Annotated in this window: 14 protein-coding genes, 1 pseudogene and 1 riboswitch; of the genes and pseudogenes, 9 read left to right on the top strand and 6 right to left on the bottom strand. The window is 55.2% G+C overall.

Going from position 1 to position 15,866, the window contains the following annotated elements; all coding sequences use genetic code 11:
* Window positions 1-107 precede the first annotated feature (107 nt).
* Window positions 108-1,817 (bottom strand): annotated as a pseudogene (locus SBO83_RS00960) (flagellar biosynthesis protein FlhA); the annotation flags it as partial.
* On the opposite strand from SBO83_RS00960, the gene SBO83_RS00965 reads away from it, so the two are divergent.
* On the top strand, window positions 1,750-2,673 hold the full coding sequence (locus SBO83_RS00965; protein WP_396130173.1) for an OmpA family protein: 924 nt from the start codon (window positions 1,750-1,752) through the stop codon (window positions 2,671-2,673). The pseudogene SBO83_RS00960 and the gene SBO83_RS00965 overlap by 68 nt on opposite strands.
* A 5-nt stretch (window positions 2,674-2,678) precedes the next feature.
* Window positions 2,679-3,611: an NlpC/P60 family protein gene (locus tag SBO83_RS00970; RefSeq protein ID WP_396130174.1), complete on the top strand. Its 933-nt coding sequence runs from the start codon at window positions 2,679-2,681 to the stop codon at window positions 3,609-3,611.
* An 8-nt stretch (window positions 3,612-3,619) separates the two neighbouring features.
* Here SBO83_RS00970 and SBO83_RS00975 read toward each other — a convergent pair whose 3' ends face one another.
* Window positions 3,620-4,306, bottom strand: a complete 687-nt coding sequence (locus SBO83_RS00975) for a GntR family transcriptional regulator (RefSeq protein WP_353501310.1) — start codon at window positions 4,304-4,306, stop codon at window positions 3,620-3,622.
* Between the two features lie 430 nt (window positions 4,307-4,736).
* On the opposite strand from SBO83_RS00975, the gene SBO83_RS00980 reads away from it, so the two are divergent.
* The 6 genes from SBO83_RS00980 (at window position 4,737) to cspE (ending at window position 11,083) form a co-directional block, all read left to right on the top strand.
* A complete protein-coding gene (locus SBO83_RS00980; RefSeq protein ID WP_185688334.1) occupies window positions 4,737-4,916 on the top strand; it encodes a hypothetical protein in 180 nt (59 codons plus the stop codon).
* 259 nt (window positions 4,917-5,175) lie between these two features.
* Complete coding sequence (locus tag SBO83_RS00985; protein ID WP_396130175.1) at window positions 5,176-6,204, top strand: Ppx/GppA phosphatase family protein; 1,029 nt, start codon at window positions 5,176-5,178, stop codon at window positions 6,202-6,204.
* A 61-nt stretch (window positions 6,205-6,265) separates the two neighbouring features.
* Window positions 6,266-8,338, top strand: coding sequence for a prolyl oligopeptidase family serine peptidase (locus SBO83_RS00990; protein ID WP_396130176.1), 2,073 nt, complete (start codon window positions 6,266-6,268; stop codon window positions 8,336-8,338).
* A 244-nt stretch (window positions 8,339-8,582) separates the two neighbouring features.
* On the top strand, window positions 8,583-9,713 hold the full coding sequence (locus SBO83_RS00995; protein WP_396130177.1) for an ABC transporter substrate-binding protein: 1,131 nt from the start codon (window positions 8,583-8,585) through the stop codon (window positions 9,711-9,713).
* Between the two features lie 218 nt (window positions 9,714-9,931).
* Complete coding sequence (locus SBO83_RS01000) at window positions 9,932-10,705, top strand: DUF2076 domain-containing protein (RefSeq protein WP_396130178.1); 774 nt, start codon at window positions 9,932-9,934, stop codon at window positions 10,703-10,705.
* Between the two features lie 168 nt (window positions 10,706-10,873).
* The gene (gene cspE, locus SBO83_RS01005) at window positions 10,874-11,083 is read left to right on the top strand and encodes a transcription antiterminator/RNA stability regulator CspE (protein ID WP_353501315.1); all 210 of its coding nucleotides are present in this window, start codon (window positions 10,874-10,876) and stop codon (window positions 11,081-11,083) included.
* A gap of 68 nt (window positions 11,084-11,151) precedes the next feature.
* Here cspE and SBO83_RS01010 read toward each other — a convergent pair whose 3' ends face one another.
* The 3 genes from SBO83_RS01010 to crcB all read right to left on the bottom strand — a co-directional run bounded on the left by SBO83_RS01010 (window position 11,152) and on the right by crcB (window position 13,856).
* Complete coding sequence (locus tag SBO83_RS01010; protein ID WP_396130179.1) at window positions 11,152-12,345, bottom strand: Bcr/CflA family efflux MFS transporter; 1,194 nt, start codon at window positions 12,343-12,345, stop codon at window positions 11,152-11,154.
* A gap of 52 nt (window positions 12,346-12,397) precedes the next feature.
* The gene (locus tag SBO83_RS01015) at window positions 12,398-13,048 is read right to left on the bottom strand and encodes a TetR/AcrR family transcriptional regulator (RefSeq protein ID WP_396130180.1); all 651 of its coding nucleotides are present in this window, start codon (window positions 13,046-13,048) and stop codon (window positions 12,398-12,400) included.
* 424 nt (window positions 13,049-13,472) lie between these two features.
* Window positions 13,473-13,856, bottom strand: a complete 384-nt coding sequence (gene crcB, locus SBO83_RS01020; RefSeq protein ID WP_353501318.1) for a fluoride efflux transporter CrcB — start codon at window positions 13,854-13,856, stop codon at window positions 13,473-13,475.
* A 65-nt stretch (window positions 13,857-13,921) separates the two neighbouring features.
* Window positions 13,922-13,984: riboswitch (Fluoride riboswitch) on the bottom strand.
* 75 nt (window positions 13,985-14,059) lie between these two features.
* Here crcB and SBO83_RS01025 point away from each other — a divergent pair.
* Window positions 14,060-14,494: a GNAT family N-acetyltransferase gene (locus tag SBO83_RS01025; RefSeq protein WP_396130181.1), complete on the top strand. Its 435-nt coding sequence runs from the start codon at window positions 14,060-14,062 to the stop codon at window positions 14,492-14,494.
* On the opposite strand, the gene SBO83_RS01030 is transcribed toward SBO83_RS01025, so the two are convergent.
* On the bottom strand, window positions 14,491-15,834 hold the full coding sequence (locus SBO83_RS01030) for an aminotransferase class I/II-fold pyridoxal phosphate-dependent enzyme (RefSeq protein ID WP_396130182.1): 1,344 nt from the start codon (window positions 15,832-15,834) through the stop codon (window positions 14,491-14,493). The genes SBO83_RS01025 and SBO83_RS01030 overlap by 4 nt on opposite strands.
* Between the last annotated feature and the right edge of the window lie 32 nt (window positions 15,835-15,866).

Here is a 15,866-nt window from a genome sequence, read left to right on the forward strand (position 1 = left end):
ATTTATAGCGTAGCCTAAGTTGCTGTACATATTTATGTCAGTGCTAGCAAAACCACAATTTTAATGCCCCACGCCCAGAAAAGGGCGCGGGAAGAGGGGGAGGAAAGTTAAGTCAGGCTGCCTTCAATACGCAGTTCGTGTTCATCGGGGATTTCATTGAAAGAGAGCACGTGCAGCCCCGGTGCGAATAAACGGGCATAGCGCGATAGCAGCGGGCGCAGCTGTGGTGGCACCAGCAGCACCGGCTCTTTGCCGATGGCTTTCATCTGCTCTTTGACTTTTGGCAGCGTATTCTGGAATTGAGTCAATAGGTTAGGGTCGAGCGGAATGCTGTCTAGCGGCGTTTTACCCGCCGTTTGAGTCTGATTAAAGGCGGTCATCAGCAGCGTTTCCAGCTCGTGATGCAGGGTGTAAACCGACAGCGCGCTGCCCTGAACCATGCCCGCCGTGATGCTGCGGCGCAGGGCGTAACGCACGTCGGCGGTGAGCAGGAAGGCGTCTTTAGTGGTGGCGGAGCTTTCCAGCAGCGTGGTGCCGATCACCACGATATCGCGCAGCGACACCCCTTCTTGCAACAGCATGCGATAGATGCGCAGTAGCTGGCTGTAGTTCAGCGCGCCGTTGAGATCTTCCGCCAGCTTGGGTGACATCGACGCCAGCCGGTTGTGCAGCAGGGTGATGTCGTCATAGTTAAACAGGTCAGGAATATGCTGGCGCAGCACCTTGTTGACGTGAGTTGCCACTACGCTGGCGCAGTCCACAACCTGATAGCCCAGATTAAGCGCGTGCGGCTTCTGGTCCGGCGTTATCCAGGTCACCGGCATGCCGTAGGCCGGGTCATTATCCAGCTGGCCGTCCACCTCGCCATAGGTTTCGCTGGAGGGCAGCGCCATCAGTTTATCGGCGGGCAGGGTGCCACTGGCCTGCTTGATGCCGTTGACCGTGATGATGTACTGGGTCGGCTTAAGGCGGAAGTTCTCGCGAATTCGCACCTCGGGCAGCAGCACGCCGTAGGTTTCCGACACCACCTGCCGCACCCCGCGTATTCGCTGAGTGAGGGGGCTGCCTTTAGATTTATCAACCAGCGTTACCAGCTTGTAGCCAAGGCTAATCGCCACTGGCTCAATCAGCGGAATGCTTTCCCAGCTAACGGTTTGTTCAATATCTTCGCTGATATTTTTCGAGATTTCTGCCAGTTGCTCGGCTTCATTGACTGCCGCCTTAGGCTGACGGCTGATGCGCCATGCGGTGTAGGCCAGCATCGCGGTGAAAGAGAGGAACGGCAGGTGCGGCATGCCCGGCACCACCGCCAGCACGAACATTACGCCCGCCGCCGTGTAGAGCGTCATCGGCGAAGCCAGCAGCTGGCGCTTCATCTCCGTGGCCATATCGCCGCTGTCATTGACGCGGGTAACAATAATTGCCGCTGCGGTGGAGAGCAGCAGGGACGGGATTTGCGCAACCAGACCATCACCGATGGTCAGCAAGACATACTGCTGGAAGGCGGCGCTGGCGCTCAGGTCATATTTAAAGATATCGATACAGATACCGCCGATCAGGTTGATCATTAAGATCATCATCCCGGCGATGGCGTCCCCTCGGACAAACTTCGATGCCCCGTCCATTGCGCCGTAGAAATCCGCCTCGCTGGCGATCTCTTTGCGGCGGGTTCGCGCCTGCTCTTGGTTGATAAGCCCGGCATTCAGGTCGGCGTCGATCGCCATCTGTTTGCCCGGCATGGCGTCGAGGGTGAATCGCGCCGATACCTCGGAAATACGCTCGGCCCCCTTGGTCACCACCACGAAGTTGATTGTCAGCTCAGTTAACCAAAAAGAGCGCGAAGAGATTGTCGCCGCGCTGCATGACCAGTCGATTTTCAAAGGCAATGTGTTTGCCCCCCTTAGCTCGATTGGCAAGAACAATTCGGTTATCGCCAAGCCGCTGCCGGTGACCTATAAAGAGCCGCAAAAAACGCCGCCGGTAATTGAGAAACCTAAGACGACGCCGCCAAAACCGGAAGAAAAGCCGCCGGTGAATGTGCGCCAGCAAGAGGTGAACGCCGCCGACAAGATGGACGCGCTAAGCAGCAAAAAATCGGCCCGCGAGCTGAGTGAACTGGCGGCCAATATCAACACCATCGCCAAGAAAAACCATATGGAAGCCAATTTGGAGATTGAAGTGATCCCGCAGGGCTTGCGAGTACTGATTCAGGACGGCCATGATCGCGATATGTTCCAGCGCGGCAGCGCCAGCCTGACGCCGTTCTTCCGCACCTTGCTGACCGAATTGGCGCCGACCTTCAACAACATTGATAACAAAATCATTATCAGCGGCCACACGGACGCGGTGATGTACAAAAACCAGGCGATGTACAACAACTGGAATCTGTCGGGCGACCGCGCGCTGGTGGCACGTCGCGTGCTAGAGCAAGCCGGCCTTGCCAAAGGCAAAGTGCTACAGGTTAACGCTATGTCCGATCAGATGCTGCTGGACCCGAAAAATCCAGAAAGCGCTCGCAATCGCCGGATAGAAATCATGGTGCTAACCAAAACCGCGTCAGATTCGCTGTACGAATTCTTTGGCGATCGCGGCGATAAAGTGGTCGAGCCGTTGACGCAAAAAATAGAGAAACGGGAGGGGCTGTCGACATCGACTTCGGCATCCGCAGAGTAATTGTGATGAATATCTTCAACCTGATATGTGAACCTTCGGCGCTGTTGCCGACGCTACATGAGCCGGGCGCCTCAACGGCGCGTCGCTTGCTGGCCGCTTTTGTGATGAGCGGCTGTCTGCTGCTGGCGATGACGCCGTTGCGCGCCATCGCCGCGCCGACCCAGCGTAGCCAGGTGGTGAAGAAGAAGGTGCACAAAGTCAGCAGTAAACCCAAGGTCACCAGTAAACCCAAGATAACCAGTAATAAGAAAACCCCTGCGCCGACGGTGAAGCTGAGCTTCGCCGCCCAGCAGCGGGCCAGAAACCGCGAGCTGCTGATGCACCATCCGGTCAAGGTGGTGGCCACCAGCTATGGCGATAAGCCGCTGAAAACCGCCAGCGCCTCAAACTTGCACAGTTCGTTGGCGCAGCGGCAGGCCAATCGCCAACTTATCGCCCAGCATCCTGATTGGTTTAGCCATCAGCATCGTGAAACGGCGGCTCCCGAGGCGCTGGGCAGCGATAGCATTGCGCTGGCTTATCGCGACCATCTGCAACAGACCACGCAAAAAGCCATGTCGACCCTGATGCAACAGTTGGGGAAACCCTATGTCTGGGGAGGAACCTCGCCGAGAATTGGCTTTGATTGCAGCGGATTGGTTTACTTCGCCTACCACGGCCTGCTAACGGAAGGGATGCCGCGCACCGCCAACGGCATGTATCGCCGAGCCAGAGGCAAGACCATTACTCAGAGCCAGTTAAGGCGCGGAGATCTGATCTTCTTCCACATCCACACCCAGCAAAACGCCGACCATGTGGGCGTTTATCTCGGCGACGGCAAATTTATTGAATCGCCAAGAACCGGCGAGGATATTCGCATTAGCACTCTGAATGAGCCTTTCTGGCAGGATCACTATCTCGGTGCCAAACGGGTGCTGACACCGGAAACCATTATCTAAACCGCCGTTTACTCCGCATCAAACCAATCGTGGTTCTGCTCGGCAATCGGCGTGATGGTGGAAATCATCTCTTGCAGGTGAATACGCATCGCGCGCTCGGCGGCGTCAGGATTGCGGGCTTTCAGCGCGCTAAGAATGTTGTCGTGCTGTTCAATCAGGCTCTCCGGCGGCGAGACTTTGCTCAGCGTCAGGAAGCGCACGCGGTCCATGGTCGCCTTGATATGCTCCACCGTTTCCCATGCCAGGCGGCAATCAATGATCTGCGCGATTGAGCGATGAAACTCATCATCTAACAGCAAGAACTCCTGCGTTTGTTGGCTCTTCGCCGCCAGCCGCTGGCGTTGCAAATTGTGCTCCAGTATCAACAGGTCATTGTCAGTGGCGACACTCGCCGCGCGGCGCACCACGGCGGTTTCCACGGCTTCGCGAATAAAACGGCCATCGGCGACGCGCTTGGCTGAAATCTTCATCACAAAGGTGCCGCGCTGCGGCAACACCTGCACCAAGCCTGCTTCCGCCAGCTTAATGAAGGCTTCGCGCACCGGCTGGCGCGACACGTTGAACCGCGACGAAATTTCTTTCTCCGATAACAGGGCGCCGGGGGGGATCGCGCAGGTGACAATATCCTGACGCAGGGTGCGGTAGATCTGCTGGTTAACCGGCACATTATTGAGAAATTCGTAAGTTTCAGTCATGGGCACATTGATGTTGTAGCGGCTGGAATAGGCCGAATAGTACCATGACTTTTCACAGGATTTTGCGAATGCATTAGAAGGGCGTGAACCAAGGGGCAAAAACAACAGATAAAAAAATCCCGCTCAAGGTGGGCGGGATGTCGTAATGCTTTACGAGGGGATAGTCCAATGAGATGCAACGTCTTATAGGGGAATAAGTGCTTGCAGACTCATAATAACGTTCGGTATTAGCGCTTCAAGATGAAACTGGTAAATTTCACTTAAGTTTGGTGATTCAGGATTTATCCTAGCGTCCGGCGCGGAGCCCGTATGCCTGTCGTGAGCAGGGCCAAAACCAAAGCCGCTGGTTATGTGCGCCATTAAAGCCTACTCTCTAAAGGTAAGAAATGGGTACTTTGAAGTTAAGCGATTGTAAGTATTAAGGATTAATATGAGCGAAGTCGAAAGTTCGATCAGTGTAGGCGATATTATTACTGTTAAGAACGGCTCTACCCACGAGGTAACAGGCTTTGTCAAAAAAGGGGAAAGGATTTACCCTACGATCAAAACCGATCATGGCAATACTAATTACAGCCAGATCAAAGAAATTGTCTCAGTGAGTAAAAGCTGATTTTAATTAGCTGAGCGCGACCACGGCCTGCTGCATCTGTGATGCTGGCGGGCTGTGTAAAACAGCCACCTTTGCCTTATCTCTACTCCTCCCGCCATGGCGATATATTCTCTTCCGTCCTTTATCTCATTATAAATTAAAACTATTTATCCTCCGTGGCGAATCTCTTTATAGTAAGAATGCTGCAATGCGGCTTGAGATTCCTTCTATTTAAGATGGGTCGTTCCTCATCGATTAATTGATTTCAGGGTAGGGAAGAATGAATAAAATTTTGCACGGAGTAATAGGGCTGACGCTGGCGTGTGGCGTTTTCACCACCTTGCCGGTGGCGGCGGCGGTCAAGAGCTGTATTGAGAATCGTGCCGGGATAGATATGGGGTCCGGCAGCACCAAGATTCAGGTGACGCAGGTGGATGTGTGCCAGCATCGGCTGGGTAAGGTGCTGTATGAAGATCAGCGTCCGGTGGGTTTTAACGCCGATTTGGCGAAATCGACCAATAACCAGCTGAGCGAGGAGATCCAGCAGCAGGGCGTCGCCGCGCTGTCTGAGATGGTGAAGAAGGCCGAAAGCTTTAGGCCAACCCGCGTGACTGGCGTAGCGACGGCGGTATTCCGCACGGCGTCTAACGGCCAGCAGGTGATTGATCGCTTCAACCAGCAGGCACATGTGAATTTGAAGATTATCACTCAGCAGCGGGAAGCCGAGCTGGGATTCCAGTCTGCCAAGGCCGCGCTGAATGAGCCAAATGTCAAAGATGAGGATCTGCTGGTGTGGGATATTGGCGGGGGATCGATGCAGATGACCTCCTACCACGAGCAGGCGGGCAAACCCTCAGTGGAGGTTTATCAGGGCAAGCTGGCCTCGGTCACGCTGAAAGACTTCATCACTAATGTGCTGCAGAACAAAGATTTAGCGGCTGATAGCACGCCAAACCCCATTGGATCCCTGCGCAATACCGTGCTGCGTTATGTCAATTTCTATGCTCGCACCCATGTCAGCGCGCAGATGAAAAAGGATGCCCAGACCAAACGGGTGATTGGCATTGGCGGGGTGCACGGCTTCTCTATCAAGAGTCAGGTGCATTTGCACAACAACAGCTATGGCCTTGCTGACCTCGAGCAGGCGTCGAAAAATAACGTCTGGAAAGGGAATTCTGAGTTAAAAGGTGACTACCGCGCGACCGACGTCAGCAACCTGTTGCTGGTAGAAGGTTACATGCAGGCGCTGAATATCCCTCAGGTTACCGTGGTGAAAGCCAGTCTGATTCAGGGTATTTTGTTGCAGTGAGCCATTAAACCTAAGGCAGCAGGCTGAACGCTTAACTTTCAATTTTGCAGGAGCAAAGATTATGACAGTAGGAAAAAAAGAGTTAGTCGCAGTTCATGATCAGGATGATTTTATCTGGCTGGAAGGCATTCGCGACCAGCCTGCGCTGGAGTGGGCAGAGCAGCAAAACCCGAAAACCACCGCGCAGTTCGCCTCTGGCGAAGATTTCGAGCGCATTCGCCAGCAGGTTCTGACCGGCCTGAACTCCCCGGCGCAGATCCCTGGGATCACTAAGCATGGCGAGCACTGGTACAACTTCTGGCAGGATGAGAAAAACCCGCGCGGTCTGCTGCGCCGCACCACCCTTGAGGAGTACCGCAAGGCCGAGCCTGCGTGGGAAACCGTGCTGGACATCGACGCGCTGGGCGCAGCCGAAGGGCAGGACTGGGTGTACCACGGCATGTTGCACCTCAAACCCGACTATCGCCGGGCGCTGTTAGTGCTTTCCCCAGACGGCGGCGATGCTTCGGCAGTGCGCGAGTTTGATCTGCAAACCCTCAGTTTTGTCGAGGACGGCTTTAACCTGCCAGTGGCGAAAAGCCTTATTTCGTGGATTGATCACGACCACCTGTTTGTCGCCACCGATTTTGGCGAAGACTCGATGACCACCTCGGGCTACCCGCGCACGGTGAAAATATGGCAGCGCGGCACGCCGCTCAGTGCCGCCGTCACCCAGTTTAGTGCACAGAAAAGTGACATGATGGCGGTGGGCTATCACGCCGATAGCACGGGCTTTGAGCAGGACTTTATCATTCGGGTGATCGACTTCTATCGTCGTGAAGCCTTTTTGATTGATGCCGAGCAGGGGCTGGTGGCCGTCGATTTACCCGCCGACGCCAAATTCAGCCTGTGGCGCGAGTGGATGATTGTCGAGCCGTCGAGTGAGTGGCAGATTGGGGGTGAAACCTATCCGTCTGGCTCGCTGTTGGCGATTGATTTCGCAGCCTTTATGGCCGGAAAGCGCCAGATGACCAGACTGTTTGTGCCGGGGGAAACCACTGCGCTCAGCGGCTACTCCTCGACCCGCGACCACTTTATTATTAGCGTGACCCAAGACGTGGTGAACCAGCTGGAAGTGTTGACCCCGCGCGAAGGGGAGTGGCTGCGCGCAAGCATTGGCGACGCGCCTGATCTGAGCGAAATCCAGATTTATGGCATCGACGAAGAGACGAACGACTACTTCATGACGGTCAGCGGCTTCTTGCAGCCGACCACGTTGTACATCGGCAGTCTGGACGATAGCCAGTCGCCGCCGGAGGTTCTCAAGCAGGACCCGGCGCACTTCGACGCCTCGGGGTATCAGGTGAGCCAGCACTTCGCCCAGTCTGACGATGGCACCCGCGTGCCATACTTCGTGGTGTCGAGCAAAGAGGTGGTGTACGACGGTAAAAATCCGACGCTGCTGTATGGCTACGGCGGTTTTGAAATCTCGCTCACGCCTTATTATCTCGGTACCAGCGGCCTGTCGTGGCTTAATCGCGGCGGCGTGTATGTCTTAGCGAATATTCGCGGCGGCGGCGAATACGGCCCGCGCTGGCATCAGGCAGCGCTCAAAGAGAATCGCCTACGCGCCTATGAAGATTTTTCCTCAGTGGCCAAGGCGCTAATCGCCAGCAACATCACGTCGGCCAAGCATTTGGCGGCGGAGGGCGGCAGCAACGGCGGTCTGCTGGTGGGCAATATGCTGACACTTTACCCTGAACTCTTTGGCGCGATTGTTTGTGAAGTGGCCCTGCTCGACATGCAGCGCTACACGCAGATCTCCGCCGGGGCATCGTGGATTGCCGAGTACGGCGACCCTGCAATCCCAGAAGAGTGGGCGTTTATTCGCCAATTCTCGCCTTACCACAATCTGGATGCCGGCAAAAAGTACCCGCCAATCCTGATAACCACCGCCACCAGCGACGACCGCGTTGGCCCCGGCCACGCGCGTAAAATGGCCGCCAAAATGCAGCAGTTAGGCATTCCTGACGTCTGGTTCTTTGAAAACACCGAAGGCGGCCACAGCGCGGCGGCAGACAAAGCCCAGTCCGCCTTCAAGGGCGCCATGGTCAGTGAGTTCTTACTGCACTATATCGGCCGCGACGCGCACTAACCCGCGTGTTATGACGAGCAACCCGCCCGGCTATCCTTGCCGGGCGGGGTATCTCTGCATTCCCTCTTTTCTCCCCCGCAATTTACATTTCGACATGTTTTATCAACCTGTTAGCAACAAAAAAAGTTTCCCTGCTAATTAGTGTTTGTTTATGATTTGGGCATTATTTGATAATGGTTATCAAAATCAATTTTATTCCATTCTCATCTCAGGTTTTTTTCAAGCTCATTTCAAAGGAACAAACATGCTCAAGAATACTGTCCGCACGCTTTCTGTTGCCGGCCTGCTCGCTACCTCCTTTGCCAGTTTCGCTACCACTTATCCGTTGAATGTGACTGACCTTGATGGTCAAAAGCTTACTTTTGAAAAAGCGCCGCAGCGTATTATTTTGCAGGATGGTCGCGATATTCTTTCTCTGGCGGTGTTGGATAAATCCAATCCGTTCCAGCACGTGGTGGCGTGGAATAACCTGCTGAAGAAAACCGATATCGGCACTTGGGACATGCTGAAAAGCAAATGGCCGAGCGCGGACAAGATCCTCGACATGGGCTTTAGCGACAAAGGGCAGGTAGATCTCGAAACGGTGATTGCTCAGAAGCCTGACCTGATGATTGCTCAGCTGCGTGCCAAAGCGTCTCTGCAACAGGCGGGCGTGCTGGATAAACTCAAGTCCCTGAATATCCCGGTGCTGTTTGTTGATTATGAGCTGGACCCGGCCAAGGACACCGCGCCAAGCATCGACCTGCTGGGTAAAGTGCTGAACCAAGAGAAAAACGCCAAAGCCTATTCTGATTTCTACACCAAGCACTACCAGCATCTCCAACAGGTGGTGGCGGCGGTGAATCCAAAACCTAAAGTCTTTGTTGAAGCCATTGCGGGCCGCTCCGACTCTTGCTGCTTTACCCACGGCGACGCGGGCTGGGGCAAGTTGGTGAAAGCCGTGGGGGCGACCAATATCGGCACCGAACTGCTGCCGGGCGCGTCTGGCGATGTGTCGCTGGAGAAGGTGATCAGCATGAAGCCTGATGCCTACATCATGACTGGCTCATCACGCCCAAGTAACGGCAGCGTGTCGCACATCCTGCCGCTAGGCTACGGCGCAGAGCAGGCCAGCGTGGATAAAGAAGCCAAGGCGCTGCTGGCGCGCAACGGTATTTCGCAGATTTCTGCCGTGACTGACAATCGCGCTTATGGCATCTATCACCAGTTCTACAACCATCCGTACAACATCGTCGGCATGGAATATCTGGCGAAATTCATCTATCCGCAGCAGTTTAAAGATCTCGACCCAGCGAAGACTTACCACGATCTGGTGCGCAACTACACCGACCTGCCGGACACCGGCTTTATCTTCGGTTGGTCGCAAGCCAAGTAATCCCCACTATCCCTTCCAAGCCGGCAATCTTGCCGGCTTTTGTATGCCGCCAGACCAGGCATACGGCCTATCTTTACGTGGATCACATTTGTTGACACTCGGTTAATTCATCCCTGAAACTAATTGTATTAGTGTGACTGATAGACTCCTGCTATTGGTGAACGCTTTGCCATCGCAAAGCTCAAGGGCGGAGTAATACCTAAAGAGAAGGTGAATTTATGCAATCTGAAGAACAGCGTTTAATCGAAGGGCTTTTTAGTCGTCTGCAACAGGCTGAGTCCGCAACGGCACCGCGTGATGCCGAGGCAGAGCGCGTGATTCAGGCCTGCGTCAGCAAGCAGCCCGCTGCGCCTTACTACATGGCGCAGGCGATGATTATTCAAGAAGCGGCGTTGACTAAGCTGAATCAACAGATTCAGGCGCAACAGCAGCAGATAGCGCAACTGCAAGAGCAGGCGAAGAACGCCCGCCCACAGAGCACCGGTTTCTTGGCCGGGTTGTTTGGCGGCGGCGCGGCGTCACAGGCTCAGTCTCAGGCTGCACCGCAGAGCAACTCAGGTAGCCAGCCGATCCCAGGCACCAGCGGCTGGGACAACCGTGGGCAGCAGCAGGGCTACCAGCAGCAACAGCCCTACCAGCAGGCGGCTCCACAGCAGGCCGCGCCCCAACAGCCGGGCTTTTTGGGCAGCGCGCTGCGTACCGCCGCGGGCGTGGCGGGTGGGGTGGTGTTAGCTGAGATGCTGACCGGCATGTTCCATCAGAGCCAGCCACAGGAGATTGTGAATATTATCGAAGAGCCACCGGTGCAGAATCTGAATGACACTGACAACGGTTTCCTTGGCAATAATGATTTCCAGCAGCAGGATTTCAACAGCGGGCAGCCTTCATGGCAGGACGCCTCCCTGCGTGATGATAATTCAGACTTAGGATTTGGCTCGGACAGCTTTGACTCTTCCGATTACAGTACTGATGACGACGACTCCTTCTTTTGAATGTTTTGCATTTCAGAGTGAGGTTTGCCAGTAGGAATTGTCGTACAAAGTCTAAGAGTGAGAGGTTTATCGCTTATTGCTTTGCACATTCTGGACAAAACCTGAATCTGCTGCTGTACTCTACTTGACACACATTTTGTGTCTTACATTCACGTAAAGGTAAGTTTGATGTCAAAGATTAAAGGTAGCGTTAAGTGGTTCAATGAATCTAAAGGTTTTGGTTTCATTACCCCTGAAGATGGCAGCAAAGATGTTTTCGTGCACTTCTCTGCTATTTCCAGCAACGGTTTCAAAACCCTCGCTGAAGGCCAACGTGTAGAGTTCGAAATCACACAGGGCGCCAAAGGCCCATCGGCTGCTGACGTTAAACCTATCTAACTCTAGCCAAATTTTGAAAAACCCGCTGATGCGGGTTTTTTTTGGTCTTTTGTTAGCTGATGGTCTTGTTACGCCGCGCGTGGTTTACGCACCAGCGTGGTAAACAGCAGGATGGCAATGGCGAAGCAGCCCATAATAGTGAAGCCCATCGACAGCGCCGAGGTGCCGCCCAGGCCACTGATCGGCACGCTAATGGAGCCGAGCGCGAACATACACACCCCAATCAGCGCTGACGCGCTACCGGCATTTTTCCCCTGAGTTTGCATCGCCAGCGATGAGGCGTTCGGGCCGACAATCCCGATGGTGATCACCGAGAAGAATAGCGGCACCAGCAGCGTCACCAGCGGCGCGTGCAGGCTGGCGGCGATAACCAGTGAAATCGAGCCGAGCGCCGCAATGGTCAGCCCAGCCTTGACCAGCGCCAGTTCGCCAAACTTGCCACTCAGGCGGGTAGAAATTTGCGCCGCCAGCACCAGACCCACGCCATTAATCGCAAAGCACAGGCTAAACATCTGCGGGCTGAGGCCATAAATCTGCTGTAAGACGAAAGGCGACGCGCCGATATAGGCAAACATCCCCGCCATGGTAAAGCCCTGCGCCAGACACAGCCCCATAAACTGGCGATCTTTGAGCAGTCCGCCGATGGCGCGTACCATCGCCATCACGCCGCCCTGCGAGCGCCTTTCGGCTGGCAGGGTTTCATGCAGCTTGAGCAGCGACGAGGCGAACAGCAGCACGGAAATCACCCCCAGCGCGCCAAAAATTCCGCGCCAGTTCATAAAGTTCAGCAGCCCGCCGCCGAGTACCGGCGCAATAATCGGCGCCAGCCCGTTAACTAGCATCAGCAGTGCAAAGAACTTGGTCAGCTCGTGGCCGTTATACATATCGCGGGCCACCGCGCGTGAAAGTACCGCGCCGCCGGCTCCGGCAATGCCCTGAAGCAGACGGGCGGCGATCAGCTGTTCAATGCTAGGAGCCACGGCGCACCAAACGGACGCGGCAAACAGCAGGGCCAGCGACCAGAGTAGCGGGCGCAGGCGGCCATATTTATCGCTCAGCGGGCCGAAGATAAGCTGGCCCAGGCCTAGCCCAAGCAGGCCGGTGGTCAGGCTGAGCTGGCTGGTGGCGGTGTTGGTGTTGAGTTCATTGGCCATTTGCGGCAAGGCCGGCAGATATAAGTCAGTGCATAGCGGGCCAAGTGCGGCAAGTGACCCTAAGACCAAGATATAGCCCAAGCGTTTTTCTGTCAGGTGAGCGCTCATTAATTTTCCGTTTCCCGGTTATTTTGTGGTGGTTAAGACGATGTGTGTGACATTAGGATTGGCCAGGCGATGGCGGGTTAAACAGTTGACCAAACAATTGGTTGTAGAGCTTTTCTAGCGCCTGAGCGTTGGCATGTTGGGTGGTGAGATGGCGGAAGGCGGTGCCTTCGCAGATAACCGCCACCACTTCGACGCGATTATTCAGCTCTTCGTCGCTCCAGTGCGGGTAGGCTTTGGACATGGTGGCTTTTGCCTGATTGAACAAATCGCACTCTGAGTCGCGCCAGATCTTCTCCACCAGCGGATTGCGCGTCGCTTCGGCGGCCACTTCCAGCATCAGGGCGTGGTCGATTTCCGTCTGCTCGTCCGGGGTTTCTTGCTCGCCCGCGCGCGGCTCGGTGAGGTGGAACTCGCCGATGCGGCGATTGGCGAGATTCTCCGCCATTTGCAGCAGGTTGTGGGCATTGCCGGTGATCAGCTCAATCTTCTTCGCCACCATGCGGCGCACTATCTCTTCGATAATGGCCTCTTTATTGGCGAAATAGCGATAAATCTGCCCCACGCTAAGCTGCGATAATTTGGCGATCTCGGCCATTCCCGCGCCGTGAAAACCGTGCTTACGAAAGCAGATCCGCGCGGCGGCAATGATCTGATCGCGTCGGGCGCAGATGCGTTTTTCCTTGGTGTCCTGTGGAGGCAACATAGAAGTCCTGATGGCAAGAGCTGGCAAAATAAAAATGAGTATGAACGTTCATTCTCAATTATAAGCAGACATGGCTAGCAGGTAAATATCAAAACAAACGGCGCAGCGTGTTAAGCGCTGCGCCGTTGGCGAAATGAGGTAAACGAGGGGACTTAGGCGGCGAAATAGGCCTGCAAAAAGGCGGCGACGATCAGTACGCACAGTGAAGTCACCATAATTTCAGATAACGTTTTAGGGGTAGTAAACATAATCACTCCAGATGGCATCATTAAAATGAATCAATGGAGACGATTGTGCAGATTTAAGATGAAGGAAACATTAAGACGCGCTTAAAAGGTGAAAAAATGTTCGGCGCCAGCGAGAAGGAAATCATTGAAGATTCACGATGCCTTTGTCATAAAAAAGGCATCGTTGAGGGATAGAATCAGTGCGCGTTGTACCAGCTGACCACCATAAAGCCCAGCAGGGTAAGGGCGAGGGAGCCAAACAGGTTCAGGGAGATGTTCAGCACGGCATCACCGAAACGCCCGGCTTGCAGCATGTAAACCACTTCCAGAGAGAAGGTGGAGAAAGTGGTGAAGCCGCCGCAAAAGCCGGTGGTGATCACCGCTTTGAGTACCGGGTCGACATTGCTCATGCGGCCAAAAATCGCGATGGCGAAGCCAATAACAAAGGCACCAATCAGGTTAACGGCCAGCGTGCCAAGAGGAATGGTCGGCGAAATGCTGTTCATCTTCAAACCGAGATACCAGCGCGCTGCGCTGCCGACACCGCCCGCAATGAGGACTGCAAGAAAAGTAGTAAACATGGAAAACCTTTATAAACAGGTGGAATTCAGAAAGGTCCGGGCACGACGCTACGAACCTCTCGCGAGATTGCGTAGACATCATTAGCCCGTAAAGGCGGTTTCGGAGGAATGTCATCTCCATCATTTTGCCGCGCAATTTTACACCGCAGACCAAAATTTTGTAGTGCTTTGTGAAAAGCCGCTGAGAATAAAAAGGAAACACAATGTTAATACGCGACGCGCTTGCCGCCGATGCTCCTATTATCACCCAGCTTTTGGCCGATCTGGATTATCCCAATGACCCACAGGACGTGGCGGCGAGAATCGTCAACATGGCGAACAACCCGGACAGCCGCCTGCTCCTGGCGGAAGAGCAGGGGGCAGTGGTCGGCTTTATCTCATTGCACTTTATCCCGCAGATTGCGCTGGCCGGGGAGTTTTGCCGCATCAGCTATCTGTGCGTCAGTGGTGAAAGCCGCGGTGGCGGTATCGGGCAGAAGCTGGTGGACGAGGCCGAACGCCTGTCCATCGAGCGCGGCTGCGACCGGATGGAAGTGCATAGCCACAGCCGCCGCGTGCGGGCACATCAGTTTTATGCCCGCGCCGAATATGAAGAATCGCCGAAGTATCTGATCAAAAAGTTCCCAACCTGCGTTTAACCCAGCGCCAGCACAATGGCGTCGGCAATGACATCCACCTGCTCCGCTTTTAGCTGAGAGGTGCTGATGCGGATAAACTGCCCCGGCCCGATGCGGCTACGCTCGCCGGGCAGCACCGCAATTCCCCGCGCTGCCAGCGTTACTAAAGCAAACTGCTCCGAAGGGACGGGGATCCACATCGCCAGCCCGTCGCGGTGTGGAATATGCACGCCGCGCAGTTGCAGCGCGTCGGACATCGCTTTGCGCCGCTGGGCATAAACCGCTTTGGCGTGGGCAATCCCCTGCTGGGTCTTCTCATCCTTAATCAGATAGGCCAGAGCCTGCTGCAAAATGCGGCTCGACCAACCTGCGCCGAAATTGCGGAAAGAAATCACTTGTTTGATCAGCTCCCGCGAGCCGGAGAGCACCGCCAGGCGCAGATCCGGCCCGTAGGCTTTGGAGTAAGAGCGCACGTGCACCGTGCGTTTGGGTAGCACGCTGCCCATGCTCAGAGGCGCGGTGTGGGAGAGCTGGCCGATGCCATCATCTTCAACAATCAGCGCATTGCTCTCGGCCAATAGTGCTGCCAGCTCGGCGAAACGCTCGGCGTTCATCACGTGCCCGCAGTGCGAATGGGTGCTTGGCTGATAGATAAAGGCTGACGGATTTTTGGCGAGCGCCGCCTGAAGCGACTCGGGGATTGGCCCGAACTCATCGCATTTTACCGGCAGAACCTGCGCATTAAGGTTATCGAGCATATCCAGCAGGCGGCTGGCGGTCGGGTCTTCAATGGCGACCACCGAGCCTTGCATCAGCAGGGTTTGCAGCGTCAGGTTCATGGCGTCAAAGCCGCCGTCGGTCGCCATAAAAGCTTCGGCGGCATAGGGCCAGTCAGATTGAACCGCCGTCAGCAAGGCCGGGGAGATGGCTTCGCGGTGATAACTATTGAGGTTTTCAGCCGCCATGCCTGACAGCAGGGCTTCGCGCAGGTCGGGCAGTAATTGCGGGTCTGGCGCTGACAGCGTCAGGTCGGCGCTGATGTGCTCGCCAAAATTACCAATTTTTTCAAAACGCGCCGGGCGGGGGGAGAGAGTATCGCCGCAGACCCAGACGCCATTGCGCCCGCGCCCGGCAATCACTTTCTGCCGACGCAGCTGACCCCACGCGGCAGAAACCGTCGCCGGGCTGACCCCTAATGACTGCGCCAATTCGCGAACCGCCGGTAAATGGGTGCCGATTTCAATCACGCCGGACCGGATCATCGCCGCCGTCTCCAGCGCGATGCCGCGCATCGACCTATCCTGCAAATGCCCTGCGAACCACTCTGCATCCAGCGTTTTTACCAACGGGTTTTCAGCCATTTCATACCTTTTGTTCAGTAACAAAGATTCTA

Origin of the sequence: Ewingella allii, assembly GCF_044430645.1 — a bacterium.
Classification (GTDB): Bacteria; Pseudomonadota; Gammaproteobacteria; order Enterobacterales; family Enterobacteriaceae; genus Ewingella; species Ewingella allii.

Coding starts and splice junctions, on each gene's coding strand:
- SBO83_RS00990 (WP_396130176.1), top strand. CDS start 6,266: ATGACAGTAGGAAAAAAAGAGTTAGTCGCAGTTCATGATCAGGATGAT.
- SBO83_RS01030 (WP_396130182.1), bottom strand. CDS start 15,834: ATGGCTGAAAACCCGTTGGTAAAAACGCTGGATGCAGAGTGGTTCGCA.
- SBO83_RS01015 (WP_396130180.1), bottom strand. CDS start 13,048: ATGTTGCCTCCACAGGACACCAAGGAAAAACGCATCTGCGCCCGACGC.
- crcB (WP_353501318.1), bottom strand. CDS start 13,856: ATGTTTACTACTTTTCTTGCAGTCCTCATTGCGGGCGGTGTCGGCAGC.
- SBO83_RS00980 (WP_185688334.1), top strand. CDS start 4,737: ATGAGCGAAGTCGAAAGTTCGATCAGTGTAGGCGATATTATTACTGTT.
- SBO83_RS00975 (WP_353501310.1), bottom strand. CDS start 4,306: ATGACTGAAACTTACGAATTTCTCAATAATGTGCCGGTTAACCAGCAG.
- SBO83_RS00970 (WP_396130174.1), top strand. CDS start 2,679: ATGAATATCTTCAACCTGATATGTGAACCTTCGGCGCTGTTGCCGACG.
- SBO83_RS00995 (WP_396130177.1), top strand. CDS start 8,583: ATGCTCAAGAATACTGTCCGCACGCTTTCTGTTGCCGGCCTGCTCGCT.
- SBO83_RS01025 (WP_396130181.1), top strand. CDS start 14,060: ATGTTAATACGCGACGCGCTTGCCGCCGATGCTCCTATTATCACCCAG.
- SBO83_RS01010 (WP_396130179.1), bottom strand. CDS start 12,345: ATGAGCGCTCACCTGACAGAAAAACGCTTGGGCTATATCTTGGTCTTA.
- cspE (WP_353501315.1), top strand. CDS start 10,874: ATGTCAAAGATTAAAGGTAGCGTTAAGTGGTTCAATGAATCTAAAGGT.
- SBO83_RS01000 (WP_396130178.1), top strand. CDS start 9,932: ATGCAATCTGAAGAACAGCGTTTAATCGAAGGGCTTTTTAGTCGTCTG.
- SBO83_RS00985 (WP_396130175.1), top strand. CDS start 5,176: ATGAATAAAATTTTGCACGGAGTAATAGGGCTGACGCTGGCGTGTGGC.